The sequence below is a fragment of the Pullulanibacillus camelliae genome (genome assembly GCF_014642655.1).
Lineage (GTDB): Bacteria > Bacillota > Bacilli > Bacillales > Sporolactobacillaceae > Pullulanibacillus > Pullulanibacillus camelliae.
The window spans coordinates 137719-157727 of sequence record NZ_BMIR01000010.1 but is presented as its reverse complement, the minus strand read 5'-3'; the positions used below and the strand labels follow the sequence as shown (position 1 = coordinate 157727).

Annotated in this window: 21 protein-coding genes and 1 riboswitch; of the genes, 10 read left to right on the top strand and 11 right to left on the bottom strand. The window is 42.9% G+C overall.

Annotated features, from left to right (window positions below; genetic code table 11):
- Nucleotides 1–449 precede the first annotated feature (449 nt).
- Nucleotides 450–1280 carry a pyrroline-5-carboxylate reductase gene (gene proC, locus IEW82_RS11870; protein ID WP_188694232.1) on the top strand — a complete coding sequence of 277 codons (831 nt, stop codon included), beginning with the start codon at nt 450–452 and terminating at the stop codon, nt 1278–1280.
- On the opposite strand, the gene IEW82_RS11865 is transcribed toward proC, so the two are convergent.
- Nucleotides 1277–1501, bottom strand: a complete 225-nt coding sequence (locus IEW82_RS11865) for a hypothetical protein (protein WP_188694229.1) — start codon at nt 1499–1501, stop codon at nt 1277–1279. The two genes, proC and IEW82_RS11865, sit on opposite strands and share 4 nt — an antisense overlap.
- 479 nt (nt 1502–1980) lie before the next feature.
- Nucleotides 1981–2973: a lipoate--protein ligase gene (gene lplA / locus IEW82_RS11860; RefSeq protein WP_188694226.1), complete on the bottom strand. Its 993-nt coding sequence runs from the start codon at nt 2971–2973 to the stop codon at nt 1981–1983.
- Nucleotides 2974–3171: 198 nt separating this feature from the next.
- Between lplA and coaA the strand changes: the two genes are divergently transcribed.
- Nucleotides 3172–4062, top strand: a complete 891-nt coding sequence (gene coaA / locus IEW82_RS11855; RefSeq protein WP_188694223.1) for a type I pantothenate kinase — start codon at nt 3172–3174, stop codon at nt 4060–4062.
- Here the strand turns inward: coaA and IEW82_RS11850 are convergent.
- A complete protein-coding gene (locus IEW82_RS11850) occupies nt 4055–4474 on the bottom strand; it encodes a VOC family protein (RefSeq protein WP_188694220.1) in 420 nt (139 codons plus the stop codon). The genes coaA and IEW82_RS11850 overlap by 8 nt on opposite strands.
- 381 nt (nt 4475–4855) lie before the next feature.
- A complete protein-coding gene (locus tag IEW82_RS11845) occupies nt 4856–5125 on the bottom strand; it encodes an atypical membrane-integrating protein (Mistic protein) (protein ID WP_188694217.1) in 270 nt (89 codons plus the stop codon).
- Between the two features lie 168 nt (nt 5126–5293).
- Here IEW82_RS11845 and IEW82_RS11840 point away from each other — a divergent pair, with 168 nt between their 5' ends.
- The 7 genes from IEW82_RS11840 to IEW82_RS11815 all read left to right on the top strand — a co-directional run bounded on the left by IEW82_RS11840 (nt 5294) and on the right by IEW82_RS11815 (nt 12336).
- A complete protein-coding gene (locus IEW82_RS11840) occupies nt 5294–6532 on the top strand; it encodes a dicarboxylate/amino acid:cation symporter (protein WP_188694213.1) in 1239 nt (412 codons plus the stop codon).
- Between the two features lie 415 nt (nt 6533–6947).
- Nucleotides 6948–8267, top strand: coding sequence for an Nramp family divalent metal transporter (locus tag IEW82_RS11835; RefSeq protein WP_188694210.1), 1320 nt, complete (start codon nt 6948–6950; stop codon nt 8265–8267).
- A gap of 21 nt (nt 8268–8288) precedes the next feature.
- Nucleotides 8289–8414 carry a hypothetical protein gene (locus IEW82_RS20215; RefSeq protein WP_268237358.1) on the top strand — a complete coding sequence of 42 codons (126 nt, stop codon included), beginning with the start codon at nt 8289–8291 and terminating at the stop codon, nt 8412–8414.
- A 67-nt stretch (nt 8415–8481) separates the two neighbouring features.
- Nucleotides 8482–8592, top strand: a riboswitch (TPP riboswitch).
- A gap of 95 nt (nt 8593–8687) precedes the next feature.
- On the top strand, nt 8688–9371 hold the full coding sequence (gene tenA, locus IEW82_RS11830; RefSeq protein WP_188694205.1) for a thiaminase II: 684 nt from the start codon (nt 8688–8690) through the stop codon (nt 9369–9371).
- A complete protein-coding gene (locus IEW82_RS11825) occupies nt 9368–9979 on the top strand; it encodes an ECF transporter S component (protein WP_188694202.1) in 612 nt (203 codons plus the stop codon). Before tenA ends, IEW82_RS11825 begins: the two co-directional genes overlap by 4 nt.
- A complete protein-coding gene (locus IEW82_RS11820; protein WP_229672558.1) occupies nt 9927–11603 on the top strand; it encodes an ABC transporter ATP-binding protein in 1677 nt (558 codons plus the stop codon). The genes IEW82_RS11825 and IEW82_RS11820 overlap by 53 nt, the downstream gene beginning before the upstream one ends.
- Nucleotides 11569–12336 (top strand): energy-coupling factor transporter transmembrane component T family protein, encoded by a 768-nt coding sequence (locus tag IEW82_RS11815; RefSeq protein WP_188694199.1) that lies wholly within the window; start codon nt 11569–11571, stop codon nt 12334–12336. Before IEW82_RS11820 ends, IEW82_RS11815 begins: the two co-directional genes overlap by 35 nt.
- Nucleotides 12337–12510: 174 nt before the next feature.
- On the opposite strand, the gene IEW82_RS11810 is transcribed toward IEW82_RS11815, so the two are convergent.
- Both IEW82_RS11810 and IEW82_RS11805 read right to left on the bottom strand, forming a co-directional pair.
- Entirely contained in the window at nt 12511–13026 is a 516-nt protein-coding gene (locus IEW82_RS11810; RefSeq protein ID WP_188694276.1) for a GNAT family N-acetyltransferase, read from the bottom strand.
- An 18-nt stretch (nt 13027–13044) separates the two neighbouring features.
- Nucleotides 13045–13779, bottom strand: a complete 735-nt coding sequence (locus tag IEW82_RS11805) for an MBL fold metallo-hydrolase (protein ID WP_188694196.1) — start codon at nt 13777–13779, stop codon at nt 13045–13047.
- 306 nt (nt 13780–14085) lie between these two features.
- Between IEW82_RS11805 and IEW82_RS11800 the strand changes: the two genes are divergently transcribed.
- Entirely contained in the window at nt 14086–14595 is a 510-nt protein-coding gene (locus IEW82_RS11800) for a DUF6141 family protein (protein ID WP_188694193.1), read from the top strand.
- Here IEW82_RS11800 and IEW82_RS11795 read toward each other — a convergent pair.
- From IEW82_RS11795 to IEW82_RS11775, 5 genes are all read right to left on the bottom strand, one after another.
- Complete coding sequence (locus IEW82_RS11795; RefSeq protein WP_188694191.1) at nt 14590–15021, bottom strand: hypothetical protein; 432 nt, start codon at nt 15019–15021, stop codon at nt 14590–14592. The genes IEW82_RS11800 and IEW82_RS11795 overlap by 6 nt on opposite strands.
- Nucleotides 15022–15105: 84 nt before the next feature.
- Entirely contained in the window at nt 15106–16497 is a 1392-nt protein-coding gene (hemY, locus tag IEW82_RS11790) for a protoporphyrinogen oxidase (RefSeq protein ID WP_188694188.1), read from the bottom strand.
- A gap of 2 nt (nt 16498–16499) precedes the next feature.
- A complete protein-coding gene (hemH, locus tag IEW82_RS11785) occupies nt 16500–17447 on the bottom strand; it encodes a ferrochelatase (RefSeq protein WP_188694185.1) in 948 nt (315 codons plus the stop codon).
- Nucleotides 17448–17462: 15 nt separating this feature from the next.
- Nucleotides 17463–18524, bottom strand: coding sequence for a uroporphyrinogen decarboxylase (gene hemE, locus IEW82_RS11780; protein WP_188694183.1), 1062 nt, complete (start codon nt 18522–18524; stop codon nt 17463–17465).
- Between the two features lie 551 nt (nt 18525–19075).
- The gene (locus IEW82_RS11775) at nt 19076–19993 is read right to left on the bottom strand and encodes a DUF4097 family beta strand repeat-containing protein (RefSeq protein WP_188694181.1); all 918 of its coding nucleotides are present in this window, start codon (nt 19991–19993) and stop codon (nt 19076–19078) included.
- Nucleotides 19994–20009 lie beyond the last annotated feature (16 nt).

Genomic DNA, 20009 nt, shown 5'->3' with positions numbered 1-20009 from the left:
GGAACCAAGCGAAGACATTCGCGCGGTAGCTGGAAAAGCGTACAAATTTAGAGTGCCAGAAATACTGGGATGAATAGGGTACCGAGAAAAGTTTGACACAAACATTTTAAAATATCTCCTTGACATCCTCCTGATTTCCCTTCATAATACTTTAAAATAATAGTCGGCAATGAACAGGCTAGTAAATGACGAGCAGACATTAAAGAGAGCGGAATGAGTAGCTGAGACATTCTGCAGCCCTGCGCTCATTGAACCCACCTGTGAGCTGTCAGTGACGAAGCTGACCGTCCCCTGTGCGTTAATCAGAAATGAAGCGGGCATTAAAAACAATGTCAATCTAGGTGGTACCGCGGAATCAAACCCCATTCCGTCCTTATTAATAAGGCGAGATGGGGTTTTTGTGTTGTCAAAATTCGCAAATACAATCTATGAGGAGGAATAAAAAAGCAATGTTTAAAAAGGTAGCATTTATTGGAGCGGGAGCCATTGCAGAGTCCATGATTACCGGTATACTCGCTCGGCACATTCTAGAGCCACAGCAAATATGGTTGACCAACCGAAGTAATAAGCAACGCTTAGAAACTTTACGAGACTGCTTTGAAGTGTCTGTTTCAGAGCAAACAGAGCACGTGATCCAAAACGCTGACCTCATTATCTTATCGGTTAAACCAAAAGATATCTCAGAAGTGCTTTTTTCTATAAAAGATAAGCTTCAAGAAAACCAAGTGATCCTCTCCGTATTAGCTGGCGTATCCACTGATTACATTTCCGAGCAGTTGGCGTTAGCTAATCCCGTTATTCGTGCCATGCCTAACACTTCTGCTGCAATCGGTCTATCGGCCACCGCGATCGCAGCAGGGCGCCATGCTACACCCGACCATTTACAACAGGTCAGTCATTTATTAAGAGCGATCGGCACCACGGTTAGTGTCCAGGAAAACGCTCTCCATGCGATTACTGGACTATCCGGCAGTGGGCCCGCTTATATTTATTATCTTGTAGAAGCGATGGAAGAGGCCGCTTCACACATCAATCTTGACACTAGAGTTGCGAAGGATTTAATTCTACAAACCCTTATTGGTGCAGCAGAAATGCTGAGGAGCAGTTCAGAAACCCCAAGACTTTTGCGAAGAAAAATTACCAGCCCAGGGGGGACGACGCAGGCAGGGATTTCGGTATTAGAGGATTATCACTTTCAAGAGGGGCTGATCGCAGCGATTCAAGCCGCTACAAAACGTTCTGAAGAGCTTGGCAGCCCTTTTGAGGTCCTTTCTGATTAAAGAGGATTTTTATTTAAGCGGTAGGCACTAGTTATTTTAATACAGATTTTGTTATTTAGAAACGCAATCGAGACTTTTGCTGCGCTCATATCCTGATTGGAAGCTTCTGCCTTGGATTGGATTCCCACAAGCTTCAGACGGCCAAAATCAAAGCCTAAACTTATAAGGTCTTCCACAAAGTTATAATTGCTGACGTTATTAGAAAACTTGGCTTGCACCACTTCACTGGTACTCCTGGTGTGATTTTTGCTAATCACCCACTTAGGGTGCCCGCAAGCCTTAAAAGTCGAAAGCCAAAGTGACACTTATACTCTCTTCCTTTGGGGGCGTCAGCGAAATTATACATTCTGATAGTATAAGAAAAACCGGGCGAAGAGCATGCCCGGTCCTTGTCCTTAGTATAGAGCATCAGCCAATATGAAAGAGACTTCATTGCCTGATCAAGTGGATGGAGCGCAAGGCGCGAGATTCGGAACACTCTAAAATCGTGTGTTCCGCGGGTGCCGCTGACTCATGATGCGAAGACTAGACTCCAGCGGGAAATGGGAGATCGGTAAGAGCTTAGCAGTACGAAGGCGCGAGGAGGCTTACCACTCCCCCGCGGAAAGCGAGCGGCTTGGGGCGGCAATCCGCACCGTCCTCATGACCAGAAATTTTATACTTTCTGATCTTTAAATAAAAACCCGCATGTAGCGGGTTTTTAAAACATTAATTCCAGGAGATTATCTTTAGTAATTTTACCGAAATAATGGCCAACATCAATGGAAGATAGCTTGTCTTCCACTGCATTATATTCAAAACGGGTCCCTTTTAAAAGATTGATCACATCATTGACATCCCCAACACCAAAGAAGTCACCAAAAATAATGCCTTCTTGAATGATGCCTTTTCTTACAACCATGCGGATATCGACCGTTCCAGCTCCGGGAAATCGCTTTTTATATTGAACATTGAATTTAGGTGATTTTCCGTAAACCCAATCCCAGTTTCTATAACGCCGCTCAGCGATTTCTTCAATACGTTTCCAGTCTGCTTCTGTGAGCTTATATTCATCAATCTTATCTTCAGAACCGAAGATATATCTTAGTAAGGTTTGCTTAAATTCCGTGATGGTCATGTCCTGAGCCAAGTGCTCACGAATATTAGTCACACGACTGCGCACAGATTTTATGCCTTTAGAAAGGTATTTTTCGGCATCTGGGTTAAGCGCCTTTGCAACATTTTCCAAATTGACATCGAACATAAGCGTGCCATGACTATACATACGTCCACGCGTCGAAAATTGAGCATTACCACTTATCTTTTTCCCATCAACAAGCAAGTCATTTCGCCCTTGAAGCTCAGCGTTCACCCCCATTTGATGCAAGGCTTGTACCACGGGGTCCGTGAATTTTTTAAAGTTATGAAAGCTATTGCCATCGTCTTTTGTAATAAAGCTAAAGCTGAGATCGCCCTCATCGTTATAAACTGCACCACCGCCTGACAGACGGCGCGCCACTGTGACATTGTGTTTTCTTACATAATCCAAATTGATCTCTTCAAGCGTATTTTGATTTTTCCCGACAATAACCGTTGGGGTCATGCTATAAAAAAGCAAATAGGTTTCATTAATATCCAGCTCAGTAAGGATGTATTCCTCAATAGCAAAATTGAGATTGATATCCATGATATCTTGATTATCTATGTATTTCACGCTTTTTTCCCTCCGTCTATCTCTTAAACAGCTTTTCATTTCCTTCTCTATCATAACGACACAAAACGATTTTTTCCATCAAGATTTTCTTGCAAGTGCAGAGCCTCAAGGTTTTAAATCGACTGGGCACTTTTTGCGAAACATTCTTCCTATATATAGTATAATAAAAGCATATCACCTCTTCAAAGGAGAACAACTATGCCTTACATTGTTTTTGACCGCCCAAAGTGGAGTACCTTTCCACATGACATTTCTATAGATGAAAAGGAACATTTTTCGACAATGATTGCCGAGCAAGAGCTTTCGGACATCTATAACCCACTTGGAAGCCTGTTACTGAGGCTCTATACCCTTCATCAAGAAAGAAGCACCGCTCTAGAGCAATTTTTTCATCAAGACACTCCAGCCCCAAAGCCCTTTATTATTGGCATTGCAGGCAGTGTGGCCGCTGGAAAAAGCACTTTTGCCAACACCCTCATCCAGCTGTTGACAGCAGCCGACCAGCCATTAAAAGCCACCGTGCTTTCTACCGACCATTTTTTATTTCCAAATCATGTATTAAAAGAAGGCAACATGATGGATTTAAAAGGATTCCCTGAGAGCTATGATTGGGACAAGCTGATTCACGCATTACATCAGATTAAGCTCGGAAAGCGTACGAACGTTCCCATCTATTCACATGAAACCTATGATATCCTGGACCATGAACAGACTATTGAGAAAGCGGACATTATCATTGTAGAAGGTATTAATACACTACAATATCATTCTCAAGCTCAAGGCTTGCCTAAGCTGCTGGATGTTACGATTTATCTTGATGCAGAAGAACGGGATTTATTTCAATGGTTTTGGAAACGCATTAGTGAATTAAAGAAAAAGGCTGAACAGGATCCTACGTCTTATTATCATGCCTTCAAAGAAAAATCTGAGGCAGAGCTCCTCCAGTTAGCCCAAGGGGTTTGGGATAAAGTGAATGGAAGAAATTTGTACGAGCACATTCTTCCTACGCGTTCGCATGCCGATATCATCATCAAAAAAAGAAGCGATCACACAATAGAAAACATAAAAATCAGGGACACCTTTATTTAAGGAGTGTCCCTTTACTCGTTGCTGCCACTGCCTCTACTTTAATACGGTCGGGATCCTCGAAGTATACCGCATAATGATTAGGACCGCCGGCGTAAGGATGCTTTTCTTCATATAAAGGTCGAACACCCCGCTTCTTCAACTCCTCCGTAAGCTGGTCCACTTGCTCCTGTGTCTCTACATGAAAAGCAAGATGATTTAGCCCTGCTCGGCAGCGATGATAGGGAATATCTAAAAAGCGCTCCTCTACCTGAACAAAGACAATATAACATTCGCCTAGCTTCCAGCTGATACCTTTCGGCCATTGTTGATAGACCTCATATCCAAGCCAAGTAAGAAACCAACCCCAAAAGGTTTTCGAGCGCTGTAAATCGGATACATATAACTCTATGTGGTGGATTAAGCCTTTTGTCATGATCACACCCTCCTTTATCACCTAGTATGACAGAAGGATGTCTAGAAAAGAATAAGAAAAACCAGGCGAAAAGCTACCCGGTCCTTGTCTTAGTATAGAGCATCAGCAGATATGGAAGAGGCTTCATTGCCTGAACAAGTGGATTGGAGCGGAAATCACCTCCCTTTGCCATACACATTTCAACATTTATTTTCGCGCCAAGGGAGAAGTATGCCCAAAAACAGATAACTTTTTAGTTCGCGATCTTTTATTGCTTCATCACAGTGACTTTCTTAATATGCTTCCTAATATAGTTTGGTCTTGACCTGAAATCTTGTTTTTCTTTGAAGTATGAATAAATCAGATTATACTTTCTTTTCTTTGAACAAGAAGAAGGCCGAATCATGTTTCAGCCTTCTCATTCTTTTCGCCATCATCCAGTGGAAGCCAATCCAGCATTTCTTTAATCACCGTGTTGATTTTTTGGTCGACAAATGCCTCTCCATACTTCGCCTTTGCCTTTTCGATGTGTGCCACAACGCTCTCTTCGAATTGAATGAGCTGCTGTTCTTCTTCAAGTGCGTTATATAAATTGATAATATCCTCCATACCATTATTAATGGCATCAATAGCATCACTAAACAGCTGACTTTCTTGATCATTCGCCTTCATGCATATCACCTTATTTATCTTTACATTTGTAGTTAGCTTCTTCACAATCCCGTGCTTTCATACTTTTTCTATGGGAAAATATCTGACATTCTGGTCGAATTCAGACATAAAGAAAGAAGGAAACTCTTATATTAAATTATATAAAAATTTAACTAAGGAGGACTGTACATGAAAAAGCTGCCCATGTGGCTACAAATGGTCATCAGTATGGCGCTAGCTGTCATTGTTGGCTTAATTTTTGTCGCAGCCAATATTGATGAGGGAAACTGGCTTTACAGTTTTTTTGCCTTTATCTCTAATGTCTTTATTCGTCTGATCAACATGTTAGTCGTTCCGCTTGTCGTTACTTCCTTAATCGTAGGTGTGGCCGGTCTTAAAGATCCGCTAAAACTAGGAAGTATCGGCTGGAAAACCATTGTTTATTTTATATCCACAACATTTTGTGCGGCGCTCATCGGACTCATCTTGGTCAATATCTTTCATCCTGGAAATGGCTTCACTATCCCTTCGGACATTAAGGCACCCGACTCTAATAAGCTGACCTCACTGAGTGACACCTTTTTAAATATGATACCCACCAATCCCATCCAAGCCTTAACCCAAACCTCTATCTTACAAATTATTTTCTTTTCAATTTTTATTGGTATTGCCATGGTCTTTCTTGGAGAAAAGGCAAAGCCTGCCTACAATTTCTTTGAAGCTTGTTTTGAAATTATGATGAAAATCACTGCATGGATCATGGCGCTTGCCCCCTACGGCGTTTTTGCACTCATTGTTAAAACCATTGCTGATAACGGCACTACCGTCTTTGCTCCACTTGCTAAATACATGTTTGTCATTTTATTAGGACTATTTCTCCACCTCTGCATTGTTTATTTCTCATTAATCAAAACGCTTGGTAAAATGAATCCCATTACCTTTATGCGCGGAGTCTTCCCAGCCTGGCTTATTGCCTTTTCCACTGCGAGCAGTAATGCCACTTTACCGGTAAGCTTAAGGTCGGTAGAAAATAATCTTGGCGTCAGCAATCGGGTTTCCAGCTTTGTGCTTCCTTTGGGAGCGACAGTTAATATGGATGGTACCGCTCTTTATGAAGGAGTTGCTGCCCTTTTTATTGCACAGGCCTATGGCATCCACCTTAGTATCGGCGCCCAAATTATTATTTTACTCACAGCTTCTCTTGCCGCCATTGGTGCTGCTGGGATTCCTGGAGCTGGCTTGATCACCATGGTGCTCGTCTTGAATGCCGTTAACCTTCCCGTAGAAGGGATTGGACTCATTCTTGCTGTCGATCGTCTCCTTGACATGTTTAGAACTTCAATTAACGTACTCGGAGATTGTACGGGAAGTGTTGTAGTGGCTAGAAGAGAAGGAGAAATAGAAGAAGGTACTGAACAAATCGCTTAATTGGGCCTTACTGCGCCTTGAATGCCACATCCTACTAAAAAATCATAAACCGATTATACTATGACTGGGTGTATCCTTTAGCTAAAGGTACATCCAGTTTTTCAATGTCCTTAAATAAAAACCGGGCAAATGCCTGATTTTACTTAGATTTTAATATCAAAATGCTTTGCTGTAAGCCATTAGAGCGGAGTTCCTCCCAGCGTCAGATGATCAGGATAGCTATAAAAGCGTTTGAGACAGAGCCCCTTAATATTTATGAAAGGTGAAAGCGATGCCAGTCCTCTTTTTTCATAAAATCACAAAAAAATTGATCAAAAAGGTTGCAAATTTTCCCCAAACCGCATATTATAGCCTTAGATACAAAAGTTGCACTGATGCAAAACTATGTCTTGCAGCTAAAAAGGAGGACTTCGACATGAAAGATAAGCTCTTTCGGTCGCCAAATGCTTCTGGATCCAGCGAAGCACTAGACTCAACGCAGCAATTATCTGAGGGGCAATCATTGGAGAGTATTTTGGCAAAAGGGAAAGGTTTAAAACAACTCCTACCATTTCTTGGCCCAGCTTTTATTGCAGCGGTCGCTTATATTGATCCTGGGAACTTTGCAACAAATATCCAGGGCGGATCACAATACGGCTACATGCTGTTATGGGTTGTTGCTATCTCCAATCTCATGGCGATTCTCGTCCAATCTCTATCTGCTAAATTAGGGATTGCTACGGGAAAAAATCTTCCTGAGGTTGCGCGTGATCATTTACCCACATGGGCTTCTGTCGGCTTATGGATTCAAGGTGAAATTATTGTCATGGCGACTGATCTTGCAGAATTCATTGGTGCTGCCCTCGGCCTTTATTTAGTTTTTGGCATACCGATGTTACCTTCAGCGTTGATCACAGCCGTTGCTTCCTTTTTAATTTTAGAATTACAACGGAAAGGATTTCGGCCATTAGAAGCCGTCATCGCTGGTATGGTTGTTCTGGTCGTCTTAGCCTTCGGTGTCCAGGTTGTTTTTGCCCAGCCTGAGCTCGCACCTTTAATGAAGGGGCTGGTTGTTCCGAGATTTGATGGTGTAAATAGTATTTTGTTAGCAGCAGGTATATTGGGTGCTACGGTTATGCCTCATGCCATTTACTTACATTCTGGATTAACCAACAAGCGTATTATCGGTCGCAATGACGATGAAAAATTAAAGATTTTTAAATTTGAATTTGTTGATATTTTAATTGCCATGATTATTGCCGGCATCATCAATGCCAGCATGCTTATTGTCGCAGGGGCCCTCTTCCATAAACACGGCATGGTCATCCAGGATCTTGATGTCGCCTTCGACCAATTTAAAGTGTTGATTAGTCCTTTAGCAGCCATCATTTTTGGGGTAGGACTTTTATCGTCAGGATTATCAAGTTCATCTGTCGGCACTTTATCCGGTGATATTATCATGCAAGGGTTTATTAGAAAAAGAATCCCAATTTATCTCAGACGGTTTATTACGATGATTCCGCCACTTGCCATTATCATTTTCGGGGTCAACCCAACTTACGCGCTTGTTATGAGTCAAGTTGTTTTATCCTTTGGCATCGCCTTTGCTCTTATTCCGCTTATTATCTTTACGAGCAAGAAGGAGCTTATGGGAAAACTCGCCAATAAGAAAATAACAAATGTGGCCGCATGGGCCATCGCCAGTCTAGTCATCGTACTCAATTTATTTCTTCTTTATCAAACGCTTTTTGCCTAAAAATTTAGGGAGGTGAATCTTATGCATCCTTCCCCTAGAGCACAGCAGCATCCTAATGAAATCAAAGCCCATACAGCGGCTATGAGCAAAAAACATGTTCATCGTTTTATCACAACTATTGGTTTTATATCTGCTTTTCTTGCTTAAACGCAGGCGTCAATTTTCAGTTGACGCCTGCCACATTTTAGTGTACCTTATAAGTAAGTTTATAAATGAAGTCCACTAGGGGAGCCGTTAAAAACGGCTGAGACAAGAATGTATCATTCTTGGACCCTTTGAACCTGATCTGGTTGATACCAGCGTAGGAAAGTGGAGCCGGCCTTGTCTATCCAGCCGCTCCCTTTTGGAGCGGCCTTTTGTCGCTCTAAAAGCGGCGTCCTCTAGTGACTTCACTACAATCACAAAGGAGGACTTTTTGTTATGCATTTTTCTGAGCAGCTTCGTCAGGAAGCCGATCCTATTTTTCAGGCTATTTTTGAGCATCCCTTTGTCCAAGGCATTGCCACTGGTCAGCTTCGTAAGGAGCAACTGATCCATTACGTTAAGCAGGATTACGAATACTTAAATACGTTTATGCGTATCTATGGGCATGCCGTTAGCAAAAGCACCTCAAGGAAAGATATTGAATTTTTTAATGGACAGATCGCCTTTATCCTCCATAGCGAAATCCATCCCCATCATAACTTTTGCGAGGTGGCAGGCGTGCAGTATGAGGAGCTGCAAGGTGAACCCTTGTCACCAAGCGCCCATCATTACACCCGCCACATGTTAAGCGTGGCTCAAACCGGTTCGCTTGCAGAAATTATTGCTGCACTTCTTCCCTGTCCTTGGACCTATTACGAAATCGGTCAAAAGCTTCTAAAAGAGGTCCAACCGTCACCTGACCATCCCTTTTTTGATTGGATAACTTTTTATGCCGAATCACCCAAAACAACCAACCATCTTTGTCAGCGTCTTGACGCGCTTGCACAAACCGCCAATTCTCAAGAGCGCCAACAGATCCTGGAACATTTTTTAATCAGCACTCAGCTTGAATATCAATTTTGGGATATGGCTTATCGGCTTGAAGACTGGCCGGTTAAAACGAAGGGGGTTTCACTATGAATTGGCGAATGAGAGAGGTTGTGCTCACCGTCATTCTCTCCATCGTTTGTGGGATCATCTACTTAGGCTGGTCCACCTTATCCATTCCTATCTCTGCACTTTTTGGCCCAGTGGGGTCAGAGTGGATGTTCGGCATTTGGGTGATCGCCAGTCCCTTAGTCGCCTACATTATCCGCAAGCCTGGAGCCGCATTGATTGCAGAAGTGGCAGCAGCTGCCGTCGAAGTCTTGACGGGGAGTCAATTTGGTCTATCCTCTTTCTTTGTTGGTATTTTTCAAGGGATAGGCTCTGAGCTCGCTTTTGCTCTTTTTCGCTATAAACGTTTTACACTCATCCCTTTAGTAATCTCAGGTATTTTGGGAGCCTTTGGCAGTACGATTTATGATGTAATAGCAAATGGCTTTGGCTATTATAGCGTGAAGCTTCTGCTAACTATTCTCGGACTTCGCGTTCTCAGTGGTGCCATTTTAGGTGGCTATCTAGCCAAAATATTGGCTGATACACTCTGTAAAACAGGTGCTTTACAAGCTTATGCCATAATGAAGGAGCGATACTATGGACAGGATCAGCGTGACGCAAAAAAACATTCCTCCTCATCTCGGCTGTAAAAATCTCAGTGTCTGGTTTCCTGAGCAGGTGGATGCCACATTACAAAATGTGACGCTATCCATTGCTAAAGGGGAAAAAGTGCTTTTTTTAGGACCAAGTGGGTGTGGAAAATCCACATTGCTTTCTGTGCTCTCTGGGTTGATTCCAAAGCACATCGATGCTGATGTCAAAGGAACTGTATATGGTGCAGAACAGTGCGGAGTCATGTTTCAAGATCCGGATACGCAATTTTGTATGCTTAGGGTTGACGAGGAAATCGCCTTTAGTTTGGAAAACCGTGCCATCCCCCGCCAGCGCATGGATGATCTGATTCATGAAGTAAAGGAAACCGTTGGCTTAGACATTCCTGGTCATACAATGATACAAAGCTTATCTGGAGGAATGAAGCAACGCCTTGCGCTCGCTTGCCTGTTAGCCCTTGAGCCAGATGCCTTATTTTTTGATGAACCCACTGCGCAGCTAGATCCTGCTGGTCAACAAGAGGTATTCCAATGTCTTCACGATTATTCAGTAAAAAGTGATAAAACCTTTATCTTCATAGAACATCGCTTAGATGGCTTGATTGAATGGATGGATAAAGTATTTTTATTCGATGCATCTGGGTCTTTAGTGGCAGCCGGTAATCCGAAGGACATCTTAACCACGTATGAATCAGCCATCGATAAGGCAGGAATATGGAAGCCGCAGCTTTTCCCAGCCACATGGAATGACGTTGTAGCTCAAGAACATCACCCTATCAGTCTAAGGCTAACCCAGGCGGTTCACCATTGTGCTCACAACGCCCCCTCTACTCCAGGGCCCACTCCATTATTTGAGGTTACAGATTTAGAGCTAGGCTATGGCGATTCTCCCATTATGCGGGAAATAAGCTTTACGATTGAACAGGGGGAATGGGTCACGATTATCGGTAAAAATGGCAGTGGAAAATCTACATTACTTAAGGCATTGGCTCGTCTCACAAAAGGAAAGGCTGAACACTTGACTTTCATGGGGAAAGAACTGAATCGTTGGTCTGAAAAGCAGCTTTATGAACGATTAGGCTTCGTCTTTCAAAACCCAGAGTGGCAATTTGTCACACAAACGGTTTATGATGAGATCGCCTTTGCAGGAAAGCTGCGGGATTGGCCTGCTGCTAAGCTCAAAAAGACGACGGAACGTTTGTTAAAAACCTTTCATTTAGAGCAGGTTGCCAACCAGCACCCTTTTACCCTCAGCCAAGGACAAAAACGCCGTCTAAGTGTAGCAACCATGCTCTTATTGGATCAACAAGCCTTGTTATTGGATGAACCTACCTTTGGGCAGGATGCACGGACAACCGCGGAATTGATGAAAAAGCTAAAGGAGCGCAAGCAACGAGGAACTGCGATTATTATGGTTACTCATGACATGAATAGCGTCAGTTACTATGCAGAACGCGTTCTGCTTTTAGCCGGGGGGCACTTGCAATTTAACGGTCGCCCCCATGATCTTTTTTCAAATACCCATTTATGTGCACAGTATGATATAATTCCGCCGCTTGGTTATCCATTAATTCAGGCGCGTAAGACAAGGGCTGACAATCAGGAAGAACAAGGAGGGAACAGGGCGCATGACTCCCATGAATTCAGCTTTAGCACACATTAACCCTTCCCTGAAGCTTAGTACTCACCTTGTCATTATGATCCTACTCATGATGACAAGCGATCCACGCACCACTTGCTTACTCTGGCTATTAGCTGTTAGCACAGGCATTGTCTTTGGAGGCTGGCGTCTTCACTATCTTGTAAAAAGGCTATTGCCTTATTTATTGTTTTTCGTTCTTACCTTTTGGATGCTCGCTGCATTTGGAAAAGGGGAAACACTACTTTGGCAGTGGGGATGGTTCCATATTACCCAGGAAGGGATTCAGCATGGCTTAACCATTGCGATGCGGATGTATGCCTTCGTCACCTATAGTCTTTTATTTACGTCAACAACCGATGTAAGTGAGTTTATCATGAGTTTGATTCACCAATGCCATCTATCACCTAAATGGGCTTATGGCCTACTAGCTGGCCTGCGCTTTGTCCCATTGTTTCAGTCAGAATTACAGCAAATGAAGGCAGCGCATAAAATTCGTGGATTCCAGAGGAAAAATTGGCGTGAAGCATTTATTCGCTACACACTCCCGCTTTTGACCCAGGGCATTCGCCGTGCCGAACGCGTCGCGATCGCCATGGAAGCACGTGGGTTTACTGGATCAAAAACCAGAACCTATTATGCCACGCCTCAGATAAAAAAGAAGGACTACAGCTATAGTGCTATCTTACTTTTATTCACCTTGATCATTCAGCTGCTGTCATGGCAGCTTCACTGGTTAACCTGGTCTTGGCAATAGAAAGCCTAGCTAACGGCGAGGACACTGACAAACCATAAAATTTTCAGTGTCCTTGCTTGTTATTACTCATCCATAGATTCAGAACCGCTGCTCTTATTTGTTCTATCGTCACATTTGATTATAAGCCGCTTTGCTTTCTTATAGCATAAGCAAGCGTTTCTGATCAGGCACTTCTTACCTCTCATAATCTTCCTTATAAATGGCATAAACCAGTGCCGTACTGGTTAAAAAATGTACCGTCTTTTCATAAAACATCTGATTCTTACGGGCCACAAAGATTGACGCAGGATTATTCGGGTTGATTAAAGAGATGAGCTTATCGAGTTGAAGCGCGTTAAAGCCATAGTGCTTAAAAGCCGTGGCCGCTTCTGTTGCCAGCCCCTTCCTCCAGTAATCAGGAGACAACCAGTACCCAATTTCATATTCCTCTTCACCTTCAATCTCTTGAGGAATAATCCCTGCATGACCGATCAGCTTATTTTCTGGCTTATAAATCATGGCGAACAATCCAACCCCATTCCGATAACTCGGCAAAATACGTTCTTCTAAATGTGCCTTTGCTTCTGGAGGCGTTTTAGGAATTCCAGCACCAATGTACTTTACGACCTCATAATTTCCCCATAAAGAAGCATAAAAAGGCAGATCATCTAAAGTATATTCTCTAAACTTGAGTCGTTCTGTTTCTATCATCATGATTCCTACTCTCTCTTAGGCTTCCCATGACCAGCCACTTTGGGCAAGGGATAGTGTTCCTTTAAATTCAACTTTCGCCTGTTCAACCAGCTCTTGATGGTTGCCATAATGAGGGAGATGGGACAGCAGTAATTCCTTCACCTCTGCTTGTTTAGCGATAAACCCGACGTCCTCTGCATTTAAATGCCCCATCGGTTTGCCATCAACCCCCTTATACAAACTGCATTCGGCAACGAGCAGATCAGCGTGCTTCGCAAATGGAATAAGATCTGGGAAGAAGCTCGTATCAGCAGTAAACACGATCTTTTTCCTCTCATCCGTTATCGCCATCGCTGCACAAGGCGCTGGGTGTTCTGTTTTCAGAAATGTAATGGTAAAGGGCCCCACCTGCAATGCTTTCCCAAGATCATAAGGAATCCCTTTTGTTGCTTCTTCATATGTAAGGGTTCTGAACTTGTCTGGTTCAAGCTGATGGGCATAAATAGGCAAAACCCCTTTAGGGTTCCCAATATACTTTTCAACATGCTTAGCATATTGCAATGGCCCAATATCAGCCACATGGTCAAAATGAAAATGAGAGAGAATAACCGCATCTAACTGGCTAATGGGGACATACTTCGGCAGTTGGGCAAGGACGCCACTGCCACAATCAATGAGTAGCGTGTAGTCCTCTTCTTCCAGCAAATAAGCTGAGGTTGCTTCTCCTTGCTCTGGGTGTCCTCCCCAAAAACCAACGACTGTCCATTTCATAATAATCACAGCCTTTCCGGATTTAATATAACACATATATGCAGGAAAGATACTATCACATTGTCGCATTTTTCATATATTAATAATGAAGAAGCATTTAAAAAAATCCCTTGTACACGCACAGCTCTATCCACAACATATCAGTTTCCCATGCTATAGTATAGCTATCTTTTTATCTTACTTCAGGGTTATCTTCATTATGGACTGAATCTGCGCTTAGAGAATGACCCACTTGCTGCAATGACGCGCCATCGTTGTTTGAATGACTTATTATCCTTTCCGGTAGGAAGAATGAAGGGTGATCATATGCCTGACAGTACGCTTATCTTTGAAGAAGTGCAGTATCCCAAAAAAGGAATTTGGTTTCTTACCCTTTGTATTGCAGCCATTGTTTGGTACGGCTTTATCCAACAAATGATAATAGGCATTCCTTTTGGATCTCAGCCAGCTCCTGACGGTTTCTTAACCTTCTTATTCGTTATTTTTGGCGTTGGACTCCCCATTTGCACCTGGCGCTTTAAACTTGTCACTCAAATCCGAAGCGATGGGATCTCTGTTCAATTAACACCCTTTCATCGCCATGCACGCGTCTTTCCCTATGAGACCATTCAAAGCTATGAGCCCATGGATTACAGTCCTATAAAACGCTTTGGAGGCTGGGGGATTCGCATCAACCATTTTGGTGAAACTTCTTATAGCATGAACGGCAATCAAGGGCTCTTTCTATGTACCACGAAAGGTGTTTTCGTCATTGGAACTCAGCAGCCTGAAGCTTTAGCACAAGCAATCGAAAAGGCGACCAATGGTTCTTTATGAATTTTTGGCATTTGCTTTCTTAATTTGTAAGACAGAATGGTCCTTATCAAAACCATTTTTGGAATCAAGGACAAAGTCACCATATTTACGAGAAATTTCAACAGAATGAACCACTTGGTTATCTTTTACAAATGCTACGAGATTGATATCATCCCGGTATTGTATCCCTTGCTTATGAGTTAACCACTTAAAGCCGATCTGCTTATTAATACTATTGATTGATGTATGCGGAGTGAAAATATAGACCTTTTCCCAATCAAAACCACTCATCGCTTCTTTAAAATTGATTTCTTTTCCATGATGCTTTTGGATGTTATAAATGACTTGATTTTGTAAGGAATCCTCATCCACTTGATTAAACGACGCACAAGCACTCAAGCTAATCAGTAACAGGATGAAACTTAAAAACAGCATCGTTTTTTTCATACCCATTCTCCTAACCTTTTCATTTTGCTAAAACACTGATGATCGGAATGTCATACAGCAAAAGCCCGGAAAGCCTGCAAGCGCTCACCGGGATATTTCTGTTTCTTTGGTTGTGATAATTTGCTCAGCCGCTTCCTTTGCCTGCTTGATACAATCTGGAATCCCAACGCCATCATACGAAGCACCTGCTAAATAAACATTTGGATAATCCAATGCTAAGCGTTGGCGAATAGCGGCTAGCCATTGCCGATGGCCGACAGCATATTGTGGCATGGCCTGCGGCCACCTTGTCACCACAGTCAAGTCAGGCTGCCCTTTTATTGCTACTACGCCTTTTAAATCTTGAAGGGCGATTTGCACTAACGCCTCATCAGATTGATTGATAATTTGGTCGTCTCCTGCTTTTCCCACGTAACAGCGAATGATCGCTTTACCTTTTGGAGCCGCATGTGCCCATTTCATATGTGTCCAAGTCGATGCTGTGATGGCCTTTGGTTCTCGGCGTGACACTACGAAGCCTGTTCCCTCTTTTTCCATCTGTACATCCTCTTGATTAAAAGTCATCGCAATCGTTGCAACCGATGTATCTGGTGCGGCATGCTCACGATGTAAATAGTCTGCATCAGGCAATAAGGACTCTGTCACGCGATGCGGCACACAAAATATGAGATGATCAGCAGTCATAGTCTCGCCAGTCGAAAGCTCTAAAGAATAGCCCTGCTCCTCTTTTCCAACTGCTTCTACACATGTTCCTGTGTAAATCGCCACGCCATCCTTCTTTAACGCTTGCTCTAAAGTGGACACTAATTCTTGCAAACCGCCTGTCAATGTAGCAAACTGACTGGTTTTCTTCTTCGAAGCCGTCTGACTTAATCCTTTGATTAAGCTTCCATATTGCTTCTCAATAGCAATAAATTGTGGCAGAGCAATTTGCAAACTCAGTTTGTAAATATCTCCGGCATAGATTCCAGATAATAATGGACTGATGATATGATCGACCACTTCTTCCCCAAGTCGCGCTTTAAAGAATTCCCCAACAGACATATCTTCAAAATCAGGTAGCTGGGGAATGAAGTACTCATTTAATACCCGTATCTTGCCATCCATAGACAAGAGTTCCGAATCAAGCAGTGAGCGAATCCTTGTGGGTACCCCCATCACAGATCCTTCAGGAATAGGATGAAGCTGGTCTTCCTTAAGAATATAAGATTGACCTGTTTGATTAGAAACTAGATCCGCTTCTAATCCTAAGTATTTTATGAGTTCTAAAGCTTCCGGTTTTCTTTTAAGAATTGAATCCGGACCGCGTTCAATCACAAAACCGTCACGGCGTTCAGTGCTGATTTTACCACCTACAGTCGCTGCTTCCTCAAAAAGAGCAACCTCTACGTTCTGACCTTTTTCACGCGCCAAGCGCTTCACATGGAAGGCACTAGATAAGCCAGATATCCCACCGCCTATAATTGCCACCTTCATGATTACTTAACCGCTACGCTTTCTTTAACGGCTTTTAAAACAACTGTAGCCAGCACATTGATAAAGACAGGTTCAGCATTAGGCATTGGTGGGCGGTGATAATCAGCACCAAGCTCCTCAGTCACGACTTTACATTCATAATCATTATCGTATAGCACTTCTAAATGCTCAGCTACAAATCCTACTGGGCAATAAATAAACGAACGATACCCTTCTTTTTCATAAAGTGTGCGCGTCAGGTCCTGAACATCTGGTCCTAACCATGGATCAGGGGTATTGCCCTCACTTTGCCAGCCAATCGCATAGTGCTGGACATCAGCAGCCTGTGCGATAAGTTCGGCTGTTTCACGAAGTTGTTCAGGATATGGGTCGCCATATTGCAGAATTTTTTCAGGTAAACTATGGGCAGAGAACACGACAACAGTATCCTCGCGACGTGAAGCGGGAATGTCACCAAATACCGCTTTGACCTTGTCAGCCCACATGCGAATAAAGCCTGGCTCTTTATACCAGCTTTCGATAGGAACGATTGTCAAGCCACCGAGTTCTTTTGCCTTATTTTGCGCTCTTTCCATATAGGACTTCACGCTAAATGTCGAATAATGTGGAGCAAGAACGATGGCCACTGCCTCTTTAATTCCATCCTTATGCATGGCTGTAACACCATCTTCAATAAACGGTGCAATATGCTTGAGGCCCAAATATGCCTTGAATTCAATGTCATCCTGCATGGCATTGAGATGTGCTTCTAAGTTGTCCTTTTGTTCATTGGTGATACGCGCTAAAGGAGACACACCACCAATCGCTTCATAACGACGTTTCAAATCATCGAGCTGTTCATCTGTCGGGCGCCGACCGTGGCGGATATCTGTGTAATAAGGTTCAATATCCTCTGGTTTATTTGGCGTACCATAGGCCATTACAAGTAAACCCATCTTTTTCTTTGCCATCCTAAACACCTCATTTTATTTTTTAGTATAATCATGAATAAACTGCGTTAATCGCTGCAAGGTTTCAACGCTTGCTTCTGGAAAGACGCCATGTCCTAAATTAAAGATATAGCCTGGCTGCTTGCAGCCCTGATCAAGAATGGCTGTCACTTTATTCTTTAGAAGCTCCCATGGTGCAAGTAGCATGGAAGGGTCAAGATTTCCCTGCACACTTTTCTCAATGCCAAGGGCGCGAACTTCATCGATAGAAATTCTCCAGTCAATAGACAGCACATCAACAGGAAGCCCATTCCAGATGTTTAATAAATGAGCGGTACCACTTCCAAAATAAATAGTAGGGATACCCGTCTGTTTTAACGCTGTAAAGATTTTAGTCATTGTTGGGGCAATGTATTGTTCATAATCCTCAGCACCAACTGAACCTACCCAAGAATCAAAGACTTGGACCGCCTGAGCACCGGAACGAATTTGATAAAGTAAGTATTCCACAGTCACATCAGCGAGCTTGTCCATCAAGGCCTGCCATTCCTTTGGTCGGGCATACATAAAGCCTTTGGTTTTATGATAGTCTTTTGAAGGGCCGCCCTCGATTAAATAGCTCGATAAAGTAAAAGGCGCACCAGCAAAGCCAATCAATGGTACAGAAAGCTGCTCTCTTAACAATTGAATGGTCTCACCAATAAAAGGCAGAGACTGCTCTGGATGAATGCTATGCAACCGCTCAACATCAGCAAGTGAGCGAATCGGATTGCGGATCATTGGCCCTTTGCCGGACACCATGTCAACCTCAACGCCAATGGGTTGCAGTGGGGTCATAATATCAGCAAATAAAATGGCCGCATCCACGCCTAATTGCTCAACAGGCAGGCGCGTCACTTCAGCACATACCTCTGGATTTTCATTGATTTCAAAAAAAGAATATTTTTTGCGAATCTCACGGTACTCTGGTTGATATCTTCCCGCTTGTCTCATATACCAAACAGGTGTATATGGAACCGCTTCCTTTCGACAAGCCTTCAGAAATGTATCATTAAATGCATTCTGCCCCAAATCGTGGACACCCTTTCTACTGTTCATCCCTATCTATTATTCCATATTTTTAAAGCCATGCGACCTTCAAGTTCTTTCAAATCTGTTACAGTTAGTCTTTAGCAAAGCATCTTCTATATACATATAAAAGACAGGTTTCTCTAAAAAGATCTCACCTACATTATAACATGTATTAAGTAAGAATAAGAATTATATTGCACTGATTTCCATATAGAACGTAAAAAAGATTGTTATTTTTCCTTATACACTGCGCTTTATAATCGGATTAACTCATCACTCCTGCTAATTTCAGTTTACACGATCCTTTTGTCTTAATTGATAAGCAAAGCCCAGCAAAGTTGAATTGCAGCCAAAATGTTAGACTTCCTTATTTCTTAAAAGCCTTCGCTTATACACACCGCTCGCTGAGCACCGCCTGATGTCGTGCTTTCGCACTCACACTTTAAAGGGATACCAAGCCTTAGGTGGCGAATATTAAAGCCCGGCTCATGCTCTCTTCCTTTGAGAGCGGCAGCGAAGTTTTACATTCTGATAGTATAAAAAAAAATCAGGAGATCGCTCATGTGATCCCCTGATTATTACTGATAAAGCATGAAGCTTCCTGAGCTTGTTTGAACATTTAAGCGAAAGTCCCCTGTACCAACCTGCCCTATGATATGATGGGCATCTTGTTGTGTAAAAGTCATCCCGTTTATATTGACTTTTCCGGAGCCTGAGTTTCCTCGATAATGCAGGGCAAGAGAAGCGGGCATGTTCACCTGTAATGAGACACTACCACTCGAGCTTTTTAACTGCCAATCCCCTGTCATTGTGATGTCTTCCCCTTTTATGGAGCCTGAGGAGGTGCGCGCTTCTACCTCTCCATCCAGCTGCCTTGCCTTGATACTTCCTGACGCGGTCTTTAATAGCATCCGATCTGCACTTTGTAAATCCGCCTTGATGCTGCCGCTATTTGTACTTAATTCCATAGTTTCTGCGTCATTCCTGAGAGCCTTGATGCTTCCACTAGACGTCTCCATCCGATAAAGCTTTGCAGCTGTACTTTCACTTGATTGAATGCTCCCTGAGCTTGATTTAAGAAAGAGCGATTGGCTAGAGACATGATCGAGCTTGATGGACCCTGATGTCGTTTTCACCTTTATCGAATCATAATAACGCCTAGGAACATGCACAATCATTTTTACATTAGAAAAACTAAAAATATGGAATCCACCGTCTCTTACGTAACGAGCAGTGATGTGAATGGTTTGGTGTTTCCTACTTACCTGGTCGCTGATCTCCCAGCTGTTTTTTACATTTTTTGTTACCTTGCCGCTGAGTTCAACGAGCAACAGCTCATCATCAGAAGGACATACCTGTATGCTTGTTGAGGTTGCCAGAAGATCAATATTTTTAATGTGCTCCACAGACAAGTGCTTTTGTTGATGGATATCGACGATTCGAAACATACCTATTAAGCTATTCGCAAGTGCTACAATGAGTTTAGAAAGGTTCATCTCCCACTCCTCCTTA

What these genes read in the sequence shown, in the direction of transcription:
- IEW82_RS11840 (WP_188694213.1), top strand. Translation starts at nt 5,294, where the DNA reads ATGAAAAAGCTGCCCATGTGGCTACAAATGGTCATCAGTATGGCGCTA.
- IEW82_RS11775 (WP_188694181.1), bottom strand. Translation starts at nt 19,993, where the DNA reads ATGAACCTTTCTAAACTCATTGTAGCACTTGCGAATAGCTTAATAGGT.
- hemE (WP_188694183.1), bottom strand. Translation starts at nt 18,524, where the DNA reads ATGAACAGTAGAAAGGGTGTCCACGATTTGGGGCAGAATGCATTTAAT.
- IEW82_RS11850 (WP_188694220.1), bottom strand. Translation starts at nt 4,474, where the DNA reads ATGACAAAAGGCTTAATCCACCACATAGAGTTATATGTATCCGATTTA.
- IEW82_RS20215 (WP_268237358.1), top strand. Translation starts at nt 8,289, where the DNA reads ATGCATCCTTCCCCTAGAGCACAGCAGCATCCTAATGAAATCAAAGCC.
- IEW82_RS11835 (WP_188694210.1), top strand. Translation starts at nt 6,948, where the DNA reads ATGAAAGATAAGCTCTTTCGGTCGCCAAATGCTTCTGGATCCAGCGAA.
- IEW82_RS11845 (WP_188694217.1), bottom strand. Translation starts at nt 5,125, where the DNA reads ATGAAGGCGAATGATCAAGAAAGTCAGCTGTTTAGTGATGCTATTGAT.
- hemH (WP_188694185.1), bottom strand. Translation starts at nt 17,447, where the DNA reads ATGGCAAAGAAAAAGATGGGTTTACTTGTAATGGCCTATGGTACGCCA.
- coaA (WP_188694223.1), top strand. Translation starts at nt 3,172, where the DNA reads ATGCCTTACATTGTTTTTGACCGCCCAAAGTGGAGTACCTTTCCACAT.
- IEW82_RS11805 (WP_188694196.1), bottom strand. Translation starts at nt 13,779, where the DNA reads ATGAAATGGACAGTCGTTGGTTTTTGGGGAGGACACCCAGAGCAAGGA.
- IEW82_RS11825 (WP_188694202.1), top strand. Translation starts at nt 9,368, where the DNA reads ATGAATTGGCGAATGAGAGAGGTTGTGCTCACCGTCATTCTCTCCATC.
- IEW82_RS11815 (WP_188694199.1), top strand. Translation starts at nt 11,569, where the DNA reads ATGACTCCCATGAATTCAGCTTTAGCACACATTAACCCTTCCCTGAAG.
- hemY (WP_188694188.1), bottom strand. Translation starts at nt 16,497, where the DNA reads ATGAAGGTGGCAATTATAGGCGGTGGGATATCTGGCTTATCTAGTGCC.
- IEW82_RS11800 (WP_188694193.1), top strand. Translation starts at nt 14,086, where the DNA reads ATGCCTGACAGTACGCTTATCTTTGAAGAAGTGCAGTATCCCAAAAAA.
- IEW82_RS11810 (WP_188694276.1), bottom strand. Translation starts at nt 13,026, where the DNA reads ATGATAGAAACAGAACGACTCAAGTTTAGAGAATATACTTTAGATGAT.
- IEW82_RS11795 (WP_188694191.1), bottom strand. Translation starts at nt 15,021, where the DNA reads ATGAAAAAAACGATGCTGTTTTTAAGTTTCATCCTGTTACTGATTAGC.
- IEW82_RS11820 (WP_229672558.1), top strand. Translation starts at nt 9,927, where the DNA reads ATGGACAGGATCAGCGTGACGCAAAAAAACATTCCTCCTCATCTCGGC.
- tenA (WP_188694205.1), top strand. Translation starts at nt 8,688, where the DNA reads ATGCATTTTTCTGAGCAGCTTCGTCAGGAAGCCGATCCTATTTTTCAG.
- proC (WP_188694232.1), top strand. Translation starts at nt 450, where the DNA reads ATGTTTAAAAAGGTAGCATTTATTGGAGCGGGAGCCATTGCAGAGTCC.